At 69.2% G+C, this 17,026-nt stretch carries 11 protein-coding genes; 10 read left to right on the top strand and 1 reads right to left on the bottom strand.

Going from position 1 to position 17,026, the window contains the following annotated elements; genetic code table 11:
* Window positions 1-726 precede the first annotated feature (726 nt).
* From ACFYRY_RS01475 to ACFYRY_RS01455, 5 genes are all read left to right on the top strand, one after another.
* Window positions 727-2,013: an ABC transporter substrate-binding protein gene (locus tag ACFYRY_RS01475; protein WP_389138869.1), complete on the top strand. Its 1,287-nt coding sequence runs from the start codon at window positions 727-729 to the stop codon at window positions 2,011-2,013.
* The gene (locus ACFYRY_RS01470; protein ID WP_389138867.1) at window positions 2,010-2,924 is read left to right on the top strand and encodes a carbohydrate ABC transporter permease; all 915 of its coding nucleotides are present in this window, start codon (window positions 2,010-2,012) and stop codon (window positions 2,922-2,924) included. Before ACFYRY_RS01475 ends, ACFYRY_RS01470 begins: the two co-directional genes overlap by 4 nt.
* Entirely contained in the window at window positions 2,924-3,862 is a 939-nt protein-coding gene (locus ACFYRY_RS01465; RefSeq protein ID WP_389138866.1) for a carbohydrate ABC transporter permease, read from the top strand. The genes ACFYRY_RS01470 and ACFYRY_RS01465 overlap by 1 nt, the downstream gene beginning before the upstream one ends.
* Entirely contained in the window at window positions 3,859-6,438 is a 2,580-nt protein-coding gene (locus ACFYRY_RS01460; protein WP_389138865.1) for a beta-galactosidase, read from the top strand. The genes ACFYRY_RS01465 and ACFYRY_RS01460 overlap by 4 nt, the downstream gene beginning before the upstream one ends.
* 69 nt (window positions 6,439-6,507) lie before the next feature.
* Window positions 6,508-7,716, top strand: a complete 1,209-nt coding sequence (locus ACFYRY_RS01455; RefSeq protein WP_389138864.1) for an ROK family protein — start codon at window positions 6,508-6,510, stop codon at window positions 7,714-7,716.
* On the opposite strand, the gene ACFYRY_RS01450 is transcribed toward ACFYRY_RS01455, so the two are convergent.
* Window positions 7,696-9,006, bottom strand: a complete 1,311-nt coding sequence (locus tag ACFYRY_RS01450; protein ID WP_389138862.1) for an MFS transporter — start codon at window positions 9,004-9,006, stop codon at window positions 7,696-7,698. The genes ACFYRY_RS01455 and ACFYRY_RS01450 overlap by 21 nt on opposite strands.
* Window positions 9,007-9,338: 332 nt before the next feature.
* On the opposite strand from ACFYRY_RS01450, the gene ACFYRY_RS01445 reads away from it, so the two are divergent.
* The 5 genes from ACFYRY_RS01445 (at window position 9,339) to ACFYRY_RS01425 (ending at window position 16,910) form a co-directional block, all read left to right on the top strand.
* Window positions 9,339-9,977 (top strand): helix-turn-helix transcriptional regulator, encoded by a 639-nt coding sequence (locus ACFYRY_RS01445; protein WP_389138860.1) that lies wholly within the window; start codon window positions 9,339-9,341, stop codon window positions 9,975-9,977.
* Window positions 9,961-10,947, top strand: coding sequence for a hypothetical protein (locus ACFYRY_RS01440; RefSeq protein ID WP_389138859.1), 987 nt, complete (start codon window positions 9,961-9,963; stop codon window positions 10,945-10,947). Before ACFYRY_RS01445 ends, ACFYRY_RS01440 begins: the two co-directional genes overlap by 17 nt.
* Before the next feature lie 166 nt (window positions 10,948-11,113).
* Window positions 11,114-12,490, top strand: coding sequence for a phosphatase PAP2 family protein (locus tag ACFYRY_RS01435; protein ID WP_389138858.1), 1,377 nt, complete (start codon window positions 11,114-11,116; stop codon window positions 12,488-12,490).
* 118 nt (window positions 12,491-12,608) lie between these two features.
* Window positions 12,609-13,883: an MFS transporter gene (locus ACFYRY_RS01430; RefSeq protein WP_389138856.1), complete on the top strand. Its 1,275-nt coding sequence runs from the start codon at window positions 12,609-12,611 to the stop codon at window positions 13,881-13,883.
* 183 nt (window positions 13,884-14,066) lie between these two features.
* Window positions 14,067-16,910 carry a SpoIIE family protein phosphatase gene (locus tag ACFYRY_RS01425; protein ID WP_389138855.1) on the top strand — a complete coding sequence of 948 codons (2,844 nt, stop codon included), beginning with the start codon at window positions 14,067-14,069 and terminating at the stop codon, window positions 16,908-16,910.
* Window positions 16,911-17,026 lie beyond the last annotated feature (116 nt).

The following is a 17,026-nucleotide window of genomic DNA, read 5'->3' as shown; positions in this document are numbered from 1 at the left end:
CGTCGGCATGGGCGGCGGCGCATGGTCGGGTGGCTCGACCCCGGCCGGAGAGGCAGGTCATCGGAGGTCGTCGCAGCTGTCCGCGGGCGCCCGAGGAATCGTCAACAGCCGTCGGCTCGGCCCCGGTTGAAGGGATCGTCAGGGCGTCGGACCATGCTTGCCCGACACCGATCCGGGCATCGGCCTCGTCGGTTGTCAGCCACGCCTGTCCATCCCGACAGGCGGCCGAAAACCGCCGTGTACGCGGCGGCGCACCGGCACATAGGTCACCGCGGCGTGTCTGATCGCGACACAAAATCCCCCACGCGTCGCACCGGTGTCAAGAGCGGCGCCCCAACTCGCAGGTGTGACGGCCGGAGTGCACCCCCGCTCTCGTCATGTGCCGTCACGGGCGCCGCACACACCTCGGGACCGCGGGTTCGCCCCGCGACACCAGGCTCCTGCCGACCGCCGCCCGGTGTCGGAACGAGGGCGCGGCCCCCGGCCGACACTCCTGCCGGCAACCGGCTCCTCATGGAGGTGCTCCCCGCACCGGCACCCCACCTGCGAGGACATCGAAGATGACCGCTTTTGCGGCGGCACACTACCGGGACGTCGACTGAAACCTGTGTGAAACAAGGGCTTGTCCCTGGCTTAAAACGACGGTTAGTTTAACCGCCATTCGAAGTCCGGCGTGATCGTCGGGCGACCTCAGGGCGTGTGCGTGCTTCACGGAAAGGCAGTGCCATGACGCTTGACAGAGCGCGGTTTTCGCGACGGGGTTTTCTCGGCCTAGGAGTCGCGGCGGGCGTCATCACGCTCACGGCGTGCGGCTCCGGCGCGGGGTCGAGCGACGACCCCCTGGTGATGACGGTGTGGGGCGGAGAGACCGACCGGGCCACGTACCAGAAGCGCATCAACCTGCTGGTGAAGAAGTACCCCGACCTGAAGGTCAAGCTCCAGCTCATCCCGGTGGACTCGTACCCGCAGAAGGTGCAGACGATGATCGCGGGCGGCAAGGGCCCGGACATCATGCAGGTCGCCGAGAACGTCAACGTCTACTCGAGCAAGAACCAGCTCAGGCCGCTCGACGACCTCGCCAAGAGCGCGGGACTTGACCTCGCGCAGCGGTTCGGGACGATCGGGTCGCTCTACTCGTACCAGGACAAGGTCTACGCGATACCGGACCGTTCCGGCGCGATGATCCTCTACTACAACAAGACCCTGTTCGACAAGAAGGGCATCAAGGCGCCCACCGCCGAGTGGACTTGGGACGACGCCCTCGACGCGTTCAAGGAGCTGACGGAGAAGGGCAAGACCTGGGGCTATGGCGGCGCTGGCTGGTGGCCGCAGTGGTGGAGCCTGGCGTATCAGAACGGTGGCGCCATCATCGACGCCAACGGGAAGCCGACGGCGGACAGCGACGAAGTCGTCGAGGCGCTGCAGTGGGTCGGTGATCTGACCTTCAAGCACGGCGTGGTGCCGACGAAGGCGCAGTACGCCGACATGGGCACGGACGTCGGTGGCGACCAGGCCTTCGCGGCCGGCACGGTAGCGGTCAACACCACCGGGTTCTGGGCCATCGCCGGCCAGGCGGAATCCAAGTTCGAGTGGGACATCGCGCCGATGTGGCGCGGCAAGAAGCAGGCCGTGTCCTCCTTCGGCAGCGGACTCGCCATCTCCCGCACCGCGAAGAACCCGAACAACGCCTTCAAGGCGATCGACTTCCTTACGTCGCCCGGGCCCCAGCAGCAGATCATCGCAGCCGCCGAGGACGTGCCGGCCAACCTCGAGGTACAGAAGAGCGACGCGTTCCTCAAGCCGGCGTGGATGAAGACGAAGGTGGACATGGGCGTGTTCGCCGAGTCCAGCGAGTTCCTCTTCAAGGCGCCGTTCATCCCCGAGTGGAACGAGATGCTCGCGGCGATCGACACGGCCACGGCCGACTTCTGGCTCGGCAAGGAGAAGAGCGCCAAGAAGGCACTCACCGCACTGCAGAAGAACCTTGAGTCCATCATCAAGTCCGCTGGGTGACCGGCGTGGCCATGTCGAAGCGGCGGCGCCGTGAGGCGCTCTGGTTCTACCTCTTCGTCTCGCCGTGGGTGATCGGCTTCGTCGCGTTCCTCCTCGGACCGATGATCTCGTCCATCTACCTCTCGATGACGGACTGGGACTCCTTCACCCCGCCCAAGTGGGTCGGTCTGGACAACTACGTCAAGCTGCTGACCGAGGACCCCGTGTTCTGGAAGGCACTCGGCAACACTCTCCACTACGCGGCGATATCCGTCCCGCTCAGCCTGCTGGTCGGGCTGTGGCTGGCGAACCTGCTCAACAAGCAGGTCCGCGCCCGCAAACTGTTCCGCACCCTGATCTACCTGCCGACGCTGGTACCCCTGGTCGCCGCGTCGATGGCCTTCCGGGTGGTGCTCGCGCCGTCGGGTCCGCTCAACGACGTGCTCGGGTGGGTCGGAATCTCCGGGCCGCAGTGGCTACTTGACCCGAGCTGGGTGAAGTACGCGCTGATCCTGCTGTCGGTGTGGAGCGCCGGCAGCGCCACCGTCCTGCTGCTCGCCGCCATGAAGGGCATTCCGCGGGAGCTGTACGAGGCTGCCGAGATCGACGGCGCCGGGCCGGTGCGGCAGTTCTGGAGCATCACGGTGCCGCAGCTGACGCCGGTCATCTTCTTCAACCTGGTGATGGGACTGATCGCGGCGTTCCAGATCTTCTCCCAGGTGTACATCCTCACCCCGAAGGCGCAGCAGCCCGGCACCTACAACGCGAGCCAGACCACGGTGCCGTACCTCTTCGACCAGGCCTTCTCCTACTACCACATGGGCTACGCGTCGGCGATCTCGTGGCTGCTGTTCGCCGTGATCCTGGTGTTCACCCTGGTGGCCTTCCGCACCACCCGCCGCTGGGTGTTCTACGAGACCGAGGTGAAGTGATGGCGACCGTCGTATCCGCCGCCGCTCCGCAACAGCAGCAGGGCACCAAGCGCCAGGGCGACCCGAGGCGCGCCGGCGACGCGCCCCGCGTCCTGCGGGTGTTCCGGGCGACACCGTTCACCTACGCCACGCTGATCGTGGTGTCCGCGCTGCTCTCGACACCGTTGATCTTCGCCGTGTCGATCGCGCTGTCGAGCGACCACACCGTGACCACGAACACGTTCACGATCTTCCCGCACGAGTTCCACTGGCAGAACTTCACCAAGGTGTTCGGCACCGACCTGCCGATGGGCCGGTTCCTGATCAACTCGCTGATCATCTCGGTGGGTTCGGTCATCGGCCAGATGGTGTCGAGCGGACTGGTCGGCTACGCATTCGCGCGCCTGCGGGCCCCTGGGAAGAACGCCCTGTTCCTCGTCGTCATCGCGACGATGATGATCCCGACACAGATCACGATGATCCCGCAGTTCATCCTGTTCAAGGACCTGGGCTGGGTGAACACCTACTGGCCGCTGATCGTGCCCAACTTCTTCTCGAACGCCTTCAACGTCTTCCTGGTGCGCCAGTTCGTGTCCCGCCTGCCCAGCCAGCTCGACGAGGCCGCCATGGTGGACGGGCTCGGGTTCTTCGGCATCTACCGGCGCATCATGGTGCCGATGCTGTGGCCCGTGCTGATCGCGATCGGCATCTTCACCCTGACGTACTCCTGGGGTGACTTCATGGGGCCGCTGATCTACCTCAACGACGAGTCGCAGATGCCGCTGGCGCTGGGCGTGCAGTACATCACCACCACAGCGGTGGCGGGCCAGCCGCCGCCGTGGAACCTGGTGATGGTCGGCTCGATCCTGCTCACGCTGCCGATGATCGCCGTCTACTACCTCGGCCAGCGGTACCTGTACGAAATGGACATCAGCAGCGGAAGCGCGGGGGTCAAGTGAGTCAGCCGACAGTCGTCAGCGGGGGCGTCGAACTCGACGCCCGGGGCATCCGGACCCAGGGCGTCCCGCGTGTCGTGCTGTGCGCGTCGCTGTTCTACTTCCGCCTTCCGCGGGAGCAGTGGCGGGCGCGGCTCGAACAGGTGCGGGCCTCGGGATATACCTGTGTGGACGTCTATCTGCCGTGGAACTTCCACGAGACGGCGCCCGGCCGCTGGGACTTCGAGGGCAGACGCGACGTCGCCGCCTTCCTGGACCTCGCGCAGGAGGCAGGCCTGTACGTGATCGCGCGGCCGGGTCCGTACATCTGCTCCGAGTGGGACGGGGGCGCCCTGCCGGCCTGGCTGGGCCTCGACCCCGACCTGCGGGTCCGCCAGCACGAGCCGCGCTTCCTCGCCCAGGTCACCGCGTGGTTCGACCAGGTGCTGCCGCTCCTGGCCCGCCGTCAGTACCCGGCGGACGGCCCCGTCATCATGGTCCAGTTGGAGAACGAACTGGACTTCTTCGACTGCGCGGACCGCACGGGGTATCTGACCCACCTGCGTGACCAGGCGATCCGCCACGGCATCACCGTGCCGCTCATCGCCTGCGCCGGACAGGGCGACCTCGAAGGAGCCACCGGGAACGTCCCCGACGTCGTACCGGCCTGCAACTTCTACCCGGACGACGACTCACCGCACATCGAACCCGAGGTACGACACTATGCCGAGCTACTGGCGGAGCGTGACCTGCCGCTGCTGATCACGGAGACCAACCGGCGCCACCGGACGCTGCGCCGGCTCCTGGCGAGCGGCGCCTCGTTGATCGCGCCCTATCTCCAGTCGTCCGGGTGGAACTTCGGGTACACGCCGTCCACGGGGAACTGGGGCACCCCCGGCAACTTCATGAGCCATGGCTACGACTTCGGCGGGTACGTCTCGTCCACCGGCACCGAACGACCCGAGTACGTCCAGGCGCAGGTGCTCGCCCGCGTGATCGACACGCTGGGCCCCCACCTGGCGCTCGCCACCTCGGCCGTGCCTGGGGCGGAGGTCGAGGCCGACTTCCCCACCAGTTCGTCACCATCGGCCCTGGACCTCGACGGAGGCGGCCGGCTCATCGCCGTACCGCATCTCGGTTCGACACCGGGCAAGGCGGTCGTGAACGGCGTCCCGGTCGCCGTCGCTCCGGACTCCTGTCCGCTGATGCTGGTGGACGTACCGCTCGGGCCCTGGGGTCTGGACGCGACGCTCACCCTGGCGTCCGCGGATCTGGTCGGGGCGTCGGACGGCGTGCTGACGTTCTCCTCCGAGGTGCCGGTCACCGTCGTACTGGGCGCGACCCGCGTCGAGATACCGGCACCGGCGGTCGGCGCGCCCGAGCGGACTGCCGTCGGGGGAGCGACACTTGTGGCGCTGGCGCCGACGGACGCCGCGCGCCTGCGGGCGACGGACAGCGACGGCACGGTGCGCCTCGCCGACGCCCCACCCCTTCGGAGCACGACACCGCCCACCGCCGTACGGGCCGTGCGGCGGCGACCGGCCCTCGCACCCGAGGAGTCGGCGGGCTCGCACGAGGTGCCGCCGACGCTGGAGTCGCTCGGCGTGTACCGGGGGCGCGGAACCTGTCGGACCACCGTGGACCTGACGGGTGTCGACGAACTGCTGCTGGTCGGCGCGGCGGACATCGTCGACCTCTCCATCGCCGGACGGGTACATCCGACGATCGCCGGATTCGGCGCGGCACGGCGGATCGACGTCCATGAGGCGACCGGCCGCGCAGCCGTCGAGGCCGTGGTGGAGATCTGGGGGCACGCCAACTTCGACGACGCGCGGCTGCCGGCACTGCGCCTCGGGGCGCTGCGCGGCCTCGGCACCCTGTGGACGGTGCGGGACGTGGCGGATGTGTCGGCCCTGTGGTCGGTGAGCGACCACTGGGCCGGCCGGCCGGCGCCCCTGCGTGAGCTCGGCGGGTGGAGCAGCACACGCGTCGCCCTCCCGGTCACCTACACCCGCGACATCAGCTCGGCCACCGCGTCGGCGTTGCACCTGCGGGGCATGGTCGAGCCGGTGCGGGTGAGCGTGGACAACGGTGAGCCGCGCACCGTCCACGCCGAGGACCCCTGGGTGGTGCTGTCTGCCGGAACACACCAGATCTCCGTCACGATGCCGCACCACCCCAGCGGCGGAGGCCTGCGAGCCGAGTTGCTCAGCCTCGAAGCGGTGACGGACTGGTCGTGCGCCGTGCAGGACGACGACCTGCTGACCGCGTTCGCGAACGAGGCGATTCCCGGGCAGGGCGTTCCGCTGCCGCTGGTCCTCGAACCGGGGGAGGAGGCGTGGCTCGACGTCGACCTGCCGCCGTCCGACGACGGCTTCCTGGTACGGCTGGAGGGATCACAGATCCGAGCGACGGGATGGTCCGCCGGGGAGTGCGTGGGCCGCGTCTGGGTCGGTGCCCGACCGGCTTTCTCGGGCGGAGACTCGAACGTATTGTGGGTGCCGCCGGGCTGGTCCGGGCTGACCCTGTTGCTGAGGGGCACCGCGGGGCCGGGTGACGCGGAGCTCCGTACCCTGTGGCTGGAGTCCGCTGACAGCTGAAGGAGAATGGTGTCGCGGCACACGGCCCGTGATCTTCGGAGCGAGAATCGGTTCGAGGTTCTGCACGCTTTGTTCGAACTCGGGCCGTCCACCCGTCAGGAACTCGCCCGGCACACCGGACTCAGCCCGGCGACCGTGGCGACACTGGTCACCGAGTTCCTGTCCGAGGACGTCCTGCACATCGCGACCGTGGAGCGCAACACCGGCGGGCGGCCGCAGGAGCGCCTCACCATCAATCCGGACCGCGGCCGCATGGTCGGCGTCGACGTCGCCGAGACCTACGTCGACGCCACCGTGTACGACCTCGCTCTCGGCGTGCTGGGCCAGGGCGAGGTCGCGCTCGACGAGCACGAGAACGACCCGGACTACGTCATCGACGGGATCGTCCGCGCGATCGAGGCGGCCGTCGGGTCCGGCGCGACCGAGTGTGAGCGCGTCATCGGCGTCGGGGTCAGCATGCCGGGGCACGTCCATCCCGGCGCGGGCGTCTCCGTCTTCGCGCCGAACTGGGACTGGCACGACGTCCAGATCGAGAGAATGCTGGAGAAGAACCTCCGGATCCCGGTCTACGTCGACAATCCGCTCAAGGCCCTCGCCCTGTCCGAGATGTGGTTCGGTATCGGGCGCGGCGAAGACGCCATGGCCGTCGTCAACCTCGGCACCGGCGTCGGCACCGGCATCGCCGTCGACGGTTCACTGATCCGCGGCGCCACCAACAACGCCGGTGAATGGGGCCACACACTGCTCCAGTTGGACGGCAGACCGTGCCGGTGCGGTCGGCGGGGTTGCGTCGAGGCGTATCTAGGTGTCCACGGTCTGCACACGACGCTCGCCGAGATCGACCTGAAGCATCCCGCGCTCCGGCAGCGACGGCAGCGCGACTTCGTCGAGGCGGTCGCAGCCGGTCTCCACGCGGGCGATCCGGCACTGATCGGTCTGGCCCTGCGTACCTCGCGCTACCTGGCCGCGGCGCTCGGCGACCTGGTCAACCTGCTCAACATCCCGAGGATCACCCTCACCGGCTGGACCTCGGAGGCCCTGGGTGAATGGCTGGTGCCCGCCGTGCGCGACGAACTTCCGCACCATGTCCTGCCAGGTTCGCTGCCGGGCCTCACCGTCGAACCGTCCCACGTCCCGGGCAACGCGGTGGCCCTGGGCATGGCGGCCTTCACCCTGCAGCAGTTTCTCACTCGTCTCGGTCTGGCCAGCCCGGCCGGCACCCGGCCGCGAACGGACCCGGAGCACGGCGGCGACCAGTCAGGACAGGGGCGGCCGTAGGGCGTTCGGACCCCGCTGCGGAAGCACGGTCCCCAGACGGGCGAGGGGGGACGAGGCCATCAGCACCGGGGACAGCATCATCGCCGCGGCCGCCGCCAGGAGGCTGGTGCGCAGCCCCCATTCCTGCGCGAGGAATCCGCCGAGCAGGGAGCCGAGCGGGGTCATCCCCATGCCGGCGAACGTGATCGTCGCGGCCACCCGGCCCTGCATCCCGTCCGGAGTGACCGTCTGCCGGACGGCCATCACCGTGACGTTCACCAGCTGACCGCCCGTCCCGAACACGAAGTTGACGGTGAGGAGCACGGGAACCGTCACCGCGGCGGAGCCGTGCAGCGCGGGCACACCCAGCATGACGCCGTCGCCGAGCAGCGCAGCGCCCACGAGTACGCGGCCGTACCCGAACCGTTGTGGCAGGCGGGCGGCCAGCACGGAGCCCAGGAGCGCGCCGGGTCCCGTCGCCGCGAGCGCCAGCCCGACGAAGGTGCCCGACAGGTGCAGTTCGCGCGGCAGGAAGAGCAGATAGACGGTCATCGTGGCAGCGAAGGCGAACTGGAACGCGGCCGAGGCGAGGCACACGGTCCGCAGCGAGGTGTCAGCGATGACGAAGCAGAGGCCCTCATGGATCCGCCGCCAGACCCGAGGGGGACGTTCCGCATGCCGCGGGAACGGTTCGATCCGACCGATCCGTCGGATCGACAGGAAGGACAGCGCGAAGAACAGCGCGCCGGAGGCGACCGCGATCGGCGCCGACAGCAGGGACACCAACGCGCCGCCCAGAGCGGGACCGCCGATCTGGGCCGCGGACCGGCTGCCCTCCAGCGCGGTGTTGCCCCGCACCAACTGGTCGCGTTCCACCAGCCGTACGAGAGACGTCTGGTAGGCCACGTCGAAGAACACGGACAGCGCCCCGACGACGACCGCGACCACGAACAGCGTGGGCAGCCCCAGCCAACCGAGGACGCCGGCCACGGCGGTCGCGCCCAGGGCCAGGCACCGGCCGAAGTCGGTCAGCACCATCACGGTGCGGGCCCGCCACCTGTCCACCCAGGCGCCGACGAAGAGCGAGAGCAACAGGATCGGCGCCTGCCCCACCGCGCGCAGCATGCCCAGTTGCCCGGCACTGGCGTCGAGGGTCACGACGGCGAGCAGCGGCAGGACCACCAGGCCCGCGTGTTCGCCGAGTTGGGAGGCTGTCTGCCCGACCCAGAGGCTGCGGAAGTCGCTGTCCCGCCACAGGCTCGGCGGAACGGATCGACCGGAATCGGATTCAGCGCGGGAAGCGGACGGCACGGGGATCCTTCGGGTCGCCGAAAAACGAGGCCCGCCACCCGGCGCCCTGAAGGCGCGCCCGGGTCGGACGGAAAGGCTCGCTGTGCCGCGACATCAAGGGCAGCACGCGATGACCGGCCGATACGGCCTACGACGTCAACGCGCGCTCGGACGACCGGGCATCTCTTCGCTCCTCGTGGGTCTCTCGCTCCACCCCGGACCCTAGCCCTCAACGGCCCTTGTACGTAACGCAATTCAGATGGCGGGCGGATCGATCGCGAGCGAACACCGCAAGCGTGGCGTCCTGTGTCGGCCACCTCCCATTAGTCTATTTGGACTGATAGAGTTCGACTATGCCGCGTCGCGCGCTCGACAACCCGATCGTCCTGGCCGTGCTGGGCCTCCTGCTCGAACAGCCCTCGCACCCGCATCAGATGCTCGCCGAACTGCATCAACGCAGCGACAGCCACGCGGCGTTGATCACCCGAGGCACGCTCTACAACACGGTCGCCGCTCTGGCGGAAGCGGGATGGGTGGCCTCGCAAGGGCGACAGCGCTCGGGAAACCGGCCGGAGCGAACGGTCTACGCCCTCACGCGAGCGGGCCACGACGAACTCGTGCGACGCCTGGACTCCCACATCCGCACCCCGGAGCGGGAGTTCTCACAGTTCCTCGGCGCGGTCACCTACCTCGGTGCTCTCGGGGCGGACGGTGCGGTGGAAGCCCTGACCGAGCGCGCCCGACGCCTCGGGCAGCGGACGTCCGCCGATGAGGAGCGTCTCGCGCAGGCCCTGGCGGCCGGGGTGCCTCGCCTGCACGTCATCGAGGCCGAGTACGCGGTGTGCCTCGCTCGCGCCGAGTTGGCATGGATCGCCTCGGTCATCGACGACATCCGCACCGGCTCACTGACCTGGCCGACTGCCGCGGCAACTCCCCCGTCCCCGGACCACCGCACCGAGAGGAATCCAGCGCGTGATGCTGACAGCGCATGAGGGCATGCTCTTCGGGATCTATCCGGGCTCAGTCACCGGTGACGACACCGGGGGACTGACCGGCGGCCCGCCCGATGACCCGGCTCTCGTGTCGAACGCGCTCGACTGCCTCCAGGGTCGGCCAGGCCGTCCGTTCCTGGTGCGCGCCTACACGGGCTTCGACGACGCCACCAGACTCGGCGAGCCCCACGCGACCGCGACGCCGGCCGCCGCGGCCCAGTACGCCGTCCGGGGGCGCCGCCTGGATCTGGTGGCGCAATACCAGTCCGCCGCCGGGAACGTCGACGGCTACTGCGCGTTCCTGCGCGAACTGGTCGAACAGTACGGCCCGGTCACGAGCACGCTGCAAGTGACGGAAGAGCCCGACGTCACCTCGAACCCCGTGCTGGACGGTTACTACCCGGGGGTGCGTGACGCCATCGTCCGTGGGGTGTCCGTCGCCAAGAGGCGGGCACGCGAACTCGGGTACCGGCACCTGCGGGTGGGGTTCAACACCACCCCGCTCTTCGGCCCGGCCGCCTCCTTCGTCACCGAGCTGACCGACCACGGCGGGGAGGACTTCATAGCCGATCTCGACTACGTCGGCCTGGACTTCTTCCCCGACGTCTTCCGGCCAGTTGCCGCGGCCGAGCTCGAAGACGCCGTCGAGGGACTGTTACGCCATCACCGTGAGGCGGTGCTGGCGCCCGCCGGACTGGGACTCCTGCCGCTGCACATCACCGAGCACGGCTGGCCCACCGGCCCCGACCGGCCCCCGAACCGGCAGGCCGACATCGTCGAGACCGTCGTACGGGTCATCGCCGCCCAGGCGAAGCAACTTCACCTGAGCGGTTACACCCACTTCGCGCTGCGCGATGCGGACAGTGCGAAGTCAGGGCTGTTCCACCAGTTCGGGCTCACCACCGATGACTACGCCCCCAAGCCCGCCTTCGAGGCGATGAAGAGACTCGTGGAGCGCTACGGCCTCTGAAAAGGGCTGAAGCCGGACGTGGGTTCAGGCCCGGGCCGCCAAAGTGCTCCGATAACATGTTCGAACTCACGCGAGTGCTGTCATTGCCAGTCCTTCACCGGAAAACCGCGCTATCCGGTCCAAAGAGTTACCTATACAACTGACATCTAACAAATCGGCCAAACAATTGATATCTAACGTATCGCGGGTGTTTTCGCGAATAAACCGCAGAGACAAGCTCGCCGCGTGGCGCCAACCACGGGCGATACTGTGGGCCACGGCGGGTGTGGTGACCCTTGGATTCCTCATCGCGCTGGAGATCACCGCGCGCGGCTACGGGCTGCCGGGGCCACTCACCACCCAGGCGCGAGAGCTGATATTCCTGCCAAAATCGGGTTTCCTGCTGTACTTCAGCATGGCCTTGATGATGGTGGTGTTCACCTGGCGGCAACGGTTGATCGCCACTGGTGTGGCGATCGGCATCGACGTCGTCTTCTTGCTGGTGCGGTTGCTGGCCCATGCCGACATGAGCGAGGGCCACCCCTTCGGCAACGGCGCGTGGTGGGTGATTCTGGGCTACGCGGTCATCGCTCTCACCCGCCGCGCCGGCCCGGAACGCGTCCTGCTGCTGAAGGGCGTCGGACTGGGCCTGCTCATGGTGGTCGGCCGTAAGGTGGGCGACACCTGGCTGCTCATCACGTCGAAGACCCGCCCGGTGGTGCTCGACCAGTACGTGGCGACCGCCGATCACGCGCTGGGCAACCCGTCATGGGTGGTAGGCCGGATCGTCAGGGAAACCGGTCCGATCGGCGCGCATGTTCTTGACAGCGTCTACACCCTGCTTCCGGCGGCCGCGGTCGTCGTGGCGCTCTACCAGCTGCGCAACGTGGCGGCCGAGCGCCGTTTCCCGGGCCATCATCTGGTGCGCACCTTTCTGGTGATCGGCCTCCTCGGGCCGGGCATCTACATGCTCTTCCCGGTGGTCGGGCCGGTCTTCGCCTACGGCCCGGGCGCCACCGGCACCGGAGGCCTGCAGTGGGCGGTGGCCGACCTGTGGCCGAACACGCCGCCGGTCGGCATCCCGCACCTGATGACCTACGACGGGATCACCCCACGCAACTGCATGCCCAGCCTGCACACCGCGTGGGCCGCCGCGATCTTCATCCATTCCCGCAAGGGCCCACGGATGCTCCGCTACGGAGGGACGTTCTGGCTGGTTGCCACGCTCGGCGCCACGCTGGGATTCGGATACCACTACGGCGCGGACCTCATCGCCGGCGTGGTGTTCACGTACACGATCGAGGCGGCGATGCGGGCGTTCGACCGTGGCTGGGACCGGGCGGGAATCCAGCTGGTCACCTACGGTACGACGGTCTTCGCGGCTCTCCTGGTGTCCTATCGCTACCTGCCGGTGGAGATGGCCAGGCATCCGTGGGTCTTCGGACCACTCCTCATTCTGGCGATGACCTCAGTGGTGTACGGCTATCTGCGGACCACCAGGCAGTGGGAACCGACGGCCGCACTGGCCCAGCGACCCGAACCACAACTCGAACCAGTCGTGTGAGCCAGGTCGCATGGAAGACCTTGGCCGGACTTCGCCCGCGCTGGTGTCCGCGCTTTCGTCCAAGCGTCGTTGATCTTTGTCCATGGACGGACGTGCCCCCCGAGGTGAGGGTGGGGCCATGAGCGAACTCCCCACCTCGCACCTGAGTGACGGCGACAGCGGACTCGTTCGGCGTGAGCCGGCGGCCCGACAGCGACGCAGGCCCAGTGGACTGCTCGCCCTGGCACTCGGTGGGTTCGGCATCGGTCTGACCGAGTTCCTGATCGCCGGGCTGCTGCCGCAGGTGGCGTCGAGTCTCGCGGTCTCCGAGGCCGCAGCGGGGTGGCTGATCTCCGGGTACGCGTTGAGTGTCGCGATCGGTGCGATCGCGCTGACCGCGGCGACGGCACGACTGTCCCGCAAGGGAGTGCTGGTCGGCCTGGTGGCGTTGTTCGTCATCGGCAACCTGTTGTCCGCCGTCGCGCCGAACTACCAGATGATGCTGCTCGGGCGGATCATCGCCGCGTTGTGCCACGGGTCGTTCTTCGGTATCGGCTCGCTGGTCGCTCGTAGTCTGGTCGCGCCGGAGAAGAAGTCCCGCGCGGTGGCGCTCATGTTCGCCGGGCTGACGGTCGCGAACGTGCTGGGCGTCCCGTTCGGCGCGCTGGTCGGTGAGCGCTGGGGCTGGCGAGCGGCCTTCTGGGCGGTCACCGTCATCGGCGTGCTCGCGCTGGCGGGTATCGCCGCCCTCGTCCCGAACGGCGCGGGAGAGGCACCGTCGTCGGTACGAACGGGCCACTCGGAGCCGACACCGCCCACCAGCCTGCGGGCTCAGTTCCGTGCGCTGCGGTCCTGGCAGGTCTGGCTGACCCTGACAGCCACCGCACTCGGCTACGGCGGGATGTTCGGCGCGTTCAGCTACCTCGCCTACACGTTCACCGAGGTCGGCGGTTTCGCCGCGTCCGACGTCGCCTGGCTGCTGATGGTGTACGGCGTAGGCCTGGTCGTCGGCAACCTGGTCGGCGGACGGGCGGCCGACCAGGACCGTGACCGGACCCTGATCCTCGCCCTGCTCGGTCTCACCGTCACCCTGACCGCGTTCGGTCTGCTGGCCGGCAGCGCCACCGCGTCCGTGATCCTGGTGTTCCTGATGGGGCTGTTCGGGTTCGCCGGCGTGCCCGGCATGATCACCCGCGTCACCGACTTCGCCCACGGGGCGGCACTGGCCGCCAGCGCCAACGTGTCCGCGTCCAACGTCGGCAACGCCCTCGGCGCCTGGCTCGGGGGCCTGGCCATCACCGCGGGCCTCGGCTACACCGCGCCGCTCTACGTCGGCGCCGGCATCGTCCTGATCTCCGTCGTGGTCATGGCCGTCGCGGCACACCTGGCCAGGCCACTCGGGCCCGCGGACTGACCGCTGCCGGTGACCGCTTCCCGGACACCCGCGAACAGTCCATCCAGTCACCTTGCGTGAGAATTTTCCACATCGTGACGCATGTACCTAATGACCGTATCCTCGGAATTGCAGGATTTTTACGAAAAGCAGGTATCTCGGGTGTGAGAGAGGCGGAGCGTGGTTCGGTCCGACGGGGCACCGATGACGCTGGGGCGTGCTGCGGACGGCATGGGGCCCGCCCAGTTCCGTGAGCGGTTCTTGCAGGGTGAGCCGGTTGAGGGGGGCGTACGGGCGTCGATCCTGGGCTCGTGGCAGCGCTGCCAGTCCCTCGGCCTGTCGCCGGACCAGTCGGACCTGCCCTTCCGGGAGGATTTCGACCCGGACAGCCGGATCGTCCGCGCGGCCGAGCCGGTGCTCGACCGGCTGCAGGCCGCGTTCTCCGGCAGCGAGATCAACATCTCCGTCGCCGACGCGAGCGGAACGGTCCTGTTGCGCCGTTTCGGCGAGATGTCGCTGGCCAGAGCTCTCCCCGCGATCCAACGCGTTCCGGGTTTCGTGTTCGCCGAGCGGTTCGCCGGCACCAACGGCATCGGTCTCGCCCTCGCGGAGCGGCAACTCATCAGGGTCTTCGGCGCCGAACACTTCGCGGAGCGTTCCCAGGCGAACGCCTGCGTCGCGCTTCCCGTCCGCGACCCGCTCAGCGGGCGCATCGAGGGCGTCCTCTGCTTCGGATATCCGCGCAGCGCCGAGACCCCCGCGCTGGCCGTCCTGATACGGAAGGCCGCGGACGCCGTGGAGCGACGGCTGCTCGGGCAGAGCTCCGCGCGTGAGCGCTCGCTGCTGCGGGCGTACCTGGCCACCGGAGCCGAGGACGCCGACGGCCCACACCGCGTCGTCGCGCTGGACGAACCGCCTCTCGACCTGCTTCCCCGGGACCGGGCGATCCTCATGGAGAAGGCCGCCGAACTGATCTCCCGCGCGCAGTCGACCGCCGTCGACGTGCCGCTGCCCGGCGGCCGACGGGCCACCCTCATGAGCCGCCCGATGACGAGCGCCTCCGGGGTGGAGGGCATCGCGATCGAGGCCGTCCTGCCCGGCGCCACGTCAGGAGACGGCGAGCCCACCGCCGTCCCGCACCGGGCGGACGAGCTGCAGGGCTTGCCGCCCCCACCTGCCGACGCCCCCGCCGCCTCACGGCTCGCCCGCCTCACCGTCACCTCACTGTCCACGCACCTGACCGACGCCGCGCCCGCGCAGGCCGCCACGGACGGCACGGACGGCACGGACGGCACGGTCGACGGCGCTGCGCACGCCCACCCGGAACCGCCCCCCGCCGCCAGGGGGCTCGTGCTGGTGGGAGAGCCGCACGTGGGGGCGTACGCCCTGGCCGCGCGACGCCGCCTGGAGCTGCTGTCCGAGGCCAGCGTCCGCATAGGCACCACCCTGGACGTGCGCCGCACCGCCGAGGAACTCGCCGAGACGGCCGTCCCGCGGCTGGCCGACTTCGTCACCATCGACCTGCCCGAGGCGGTGCTGCGCGGTGAGGAGGCCGCCGACCCCCTCAGTGACCTGCGCCGTGCGGTGGTCCACGGCATCCGCGACGACCTCCCCTTCACCCCGGCCGGCAAGCGGAGCGAATTCGGCCCGACCACACCCCAGGGCCGGTGCCTGACCAGCGGGCAGGCGGTACTGGAGCCCGACCTCAAGGCCGCCGCGGGCTGGCTCGCCAACGACCCCGAGCACACCGAACGCCTGCTGGCCCACGTCCACTCCCTCATCGCCGTTCCTCTCGTGGCCCGTGGTGTCGTCCTGGGTATCGCCAGCTTCTACCGCGCCCAGGACCCCGCCCCCCTCGGGGACGACGACCGCTCGCTGGCCCTGGAACTCGCCGCTCGGGCCGCCCTGTCCATCGACAACGCCCGGCGCTACACGCATGAGCGCACCATGGTCCTGGCCCTGCAGCGCAGACTGCTCCCGCACGGACTGCCCGATCAGGACGCCGTCGAGGTCGCCCATCGCTACCTGCCCGCGGAAGCCGACGTGGGCGGGGACTGGTACGACGTCATCCCTCTCTCCGGCACCCGCATCGGCCTCTTCGTCGGCGACGTCGTCGGCCACGGCATGCTCTCCGCCGCCACCATGGGCCGGCTGCGCACCGCCGCGCGCAGCTTCGCCGAACTCGACTTCCCTCCGGACGAGGTGCTCATCCACCTCGACAACCTGGTGGGGCGTCTGGACCGGGAGGACCCCGACGGCGAGGGTGCCGGCATCATCGGAGCGACCTGCCTGTACGCGATCTACGACCCGACCTCGCAGCGGTGCGTCATGGCACGTGCGGGCCATCCTCCGCCGGCGATCGTCCACCCCGACGGCAACGTCTCGTATCCCGACCTGCCGGCCGGACCCCCGCTCGGTCTCGGCGGGCTGCCCTTCGACGCCGTCGAGGTCGACCTCCCGGAGGGCAGTCAGCTGGTCCTCTACACCGACGGGCTCATCGAGGACCGGCACCGCGACGTCGATGTGGTCCTGGAAGAGCTGCGGGAAGTCCTCACCGATCACCCGGAGCGCGCGCCCGAGGAGACCTGTCAGGCGATCCTGGATGCCGTGGCCCCCGCCCACCCGTGCGACGACATCGCCCTGCTCGTCGCCCGCACCCACGCCCTGGACCCCCGTCAGATCGCCACCTGGGAACTGCCCGCCGACCCCGCCTTCGTCGGCGACGTCCGTGCGTCCGCCGTCCGGCAACTGGCCGACTGGGGCCTCGACGAGGCCGCGTTCGCCGCCGAATTGATCCTGAGTGAGCTGGTCACCAACGCCGTCCGCCACGGCTCCGGGCCGATCCGGGTGCGCCTGCTGTACGACCGCACCCTGATCTGCGAGGTCTCCGACACCAGCAACACCGCCCCGCACCTGCGTCGGGCGGCCGCCACCGACGAGGGCGGACGCGGCCTGTTCCTGGTGGCGCAGCTGGCGCGGACCTGGGGGACTCGCTACCTCGCGGAGGGCAAGGTCATCTGGGCCGAATGCGAGCTCGACGGCAGGTGAGGACGGACCCCGGCGGTGCGGGAGCGGCCCGCTGACCCGTTGGAGTCACAGTGACGCCACAGCAAACAGAAATGTCTGAAATGCTGTAATTTGCTCGGCAGATGTCCCCTCGAACA

The organism is Streptomyces sp. NPDC005263, assembly GCF_042872365.1.
GTDB lineage: Bacteria > Actinomycetota > Actinomycetes > Streptomycetales > Streptomycetaceae > Streptomyces.
The sequence above is the reverse complement of the archived record's forward strand: the minus strand, read 5'-3'. Positions and strand labels throughout refer to the sequence as shown.

Coding starts and splice junctions, on each gene's coding strand:
- ACFYRY_RS01475 (WP_389138869.1), top strand. CDS start 727: ATGACGCTTGACAGAGCGCGGTTTTCGCGACGGGGTTTTCTCGGCCTA.
- ACFYRY_RS01465 (WP_389138866.1), top strand. CDS start 2,924: ATGGCGACCGTCGTATCCGCCGCCGCTCCGCAACAGCAGCAGGGCACC.
- ACFYRY_RS01445 (WP_389138860.1), top strand. CDS start 9,339: ATGCCGCGTCGCGCGCTCGACAACCCGATCGTCCTGGCCGTGCTGGGC.
- ACFYRY_RS01440 (WP_389138859.1), top strand. CDS start 9,961: ATGCTGACAGCGCATGAGGGCATGCTCTTCGGGATCTATCCGGGCTCA.
- ACFYRY_RS01430 (WP_389138856.1), top strand. CDS start 12,609: ATGAGCGAACTCCCCACCTCGCACCTGAGTGACGGCGACAGCGGACTC.
- ACFYRY_RS01425 (WP_389138855.1), top strand. CDS start 14,067: ATGACGCTGGGGCGTGCTGCGGACGGCATGGGGCCCGCCCAGTTCCGT.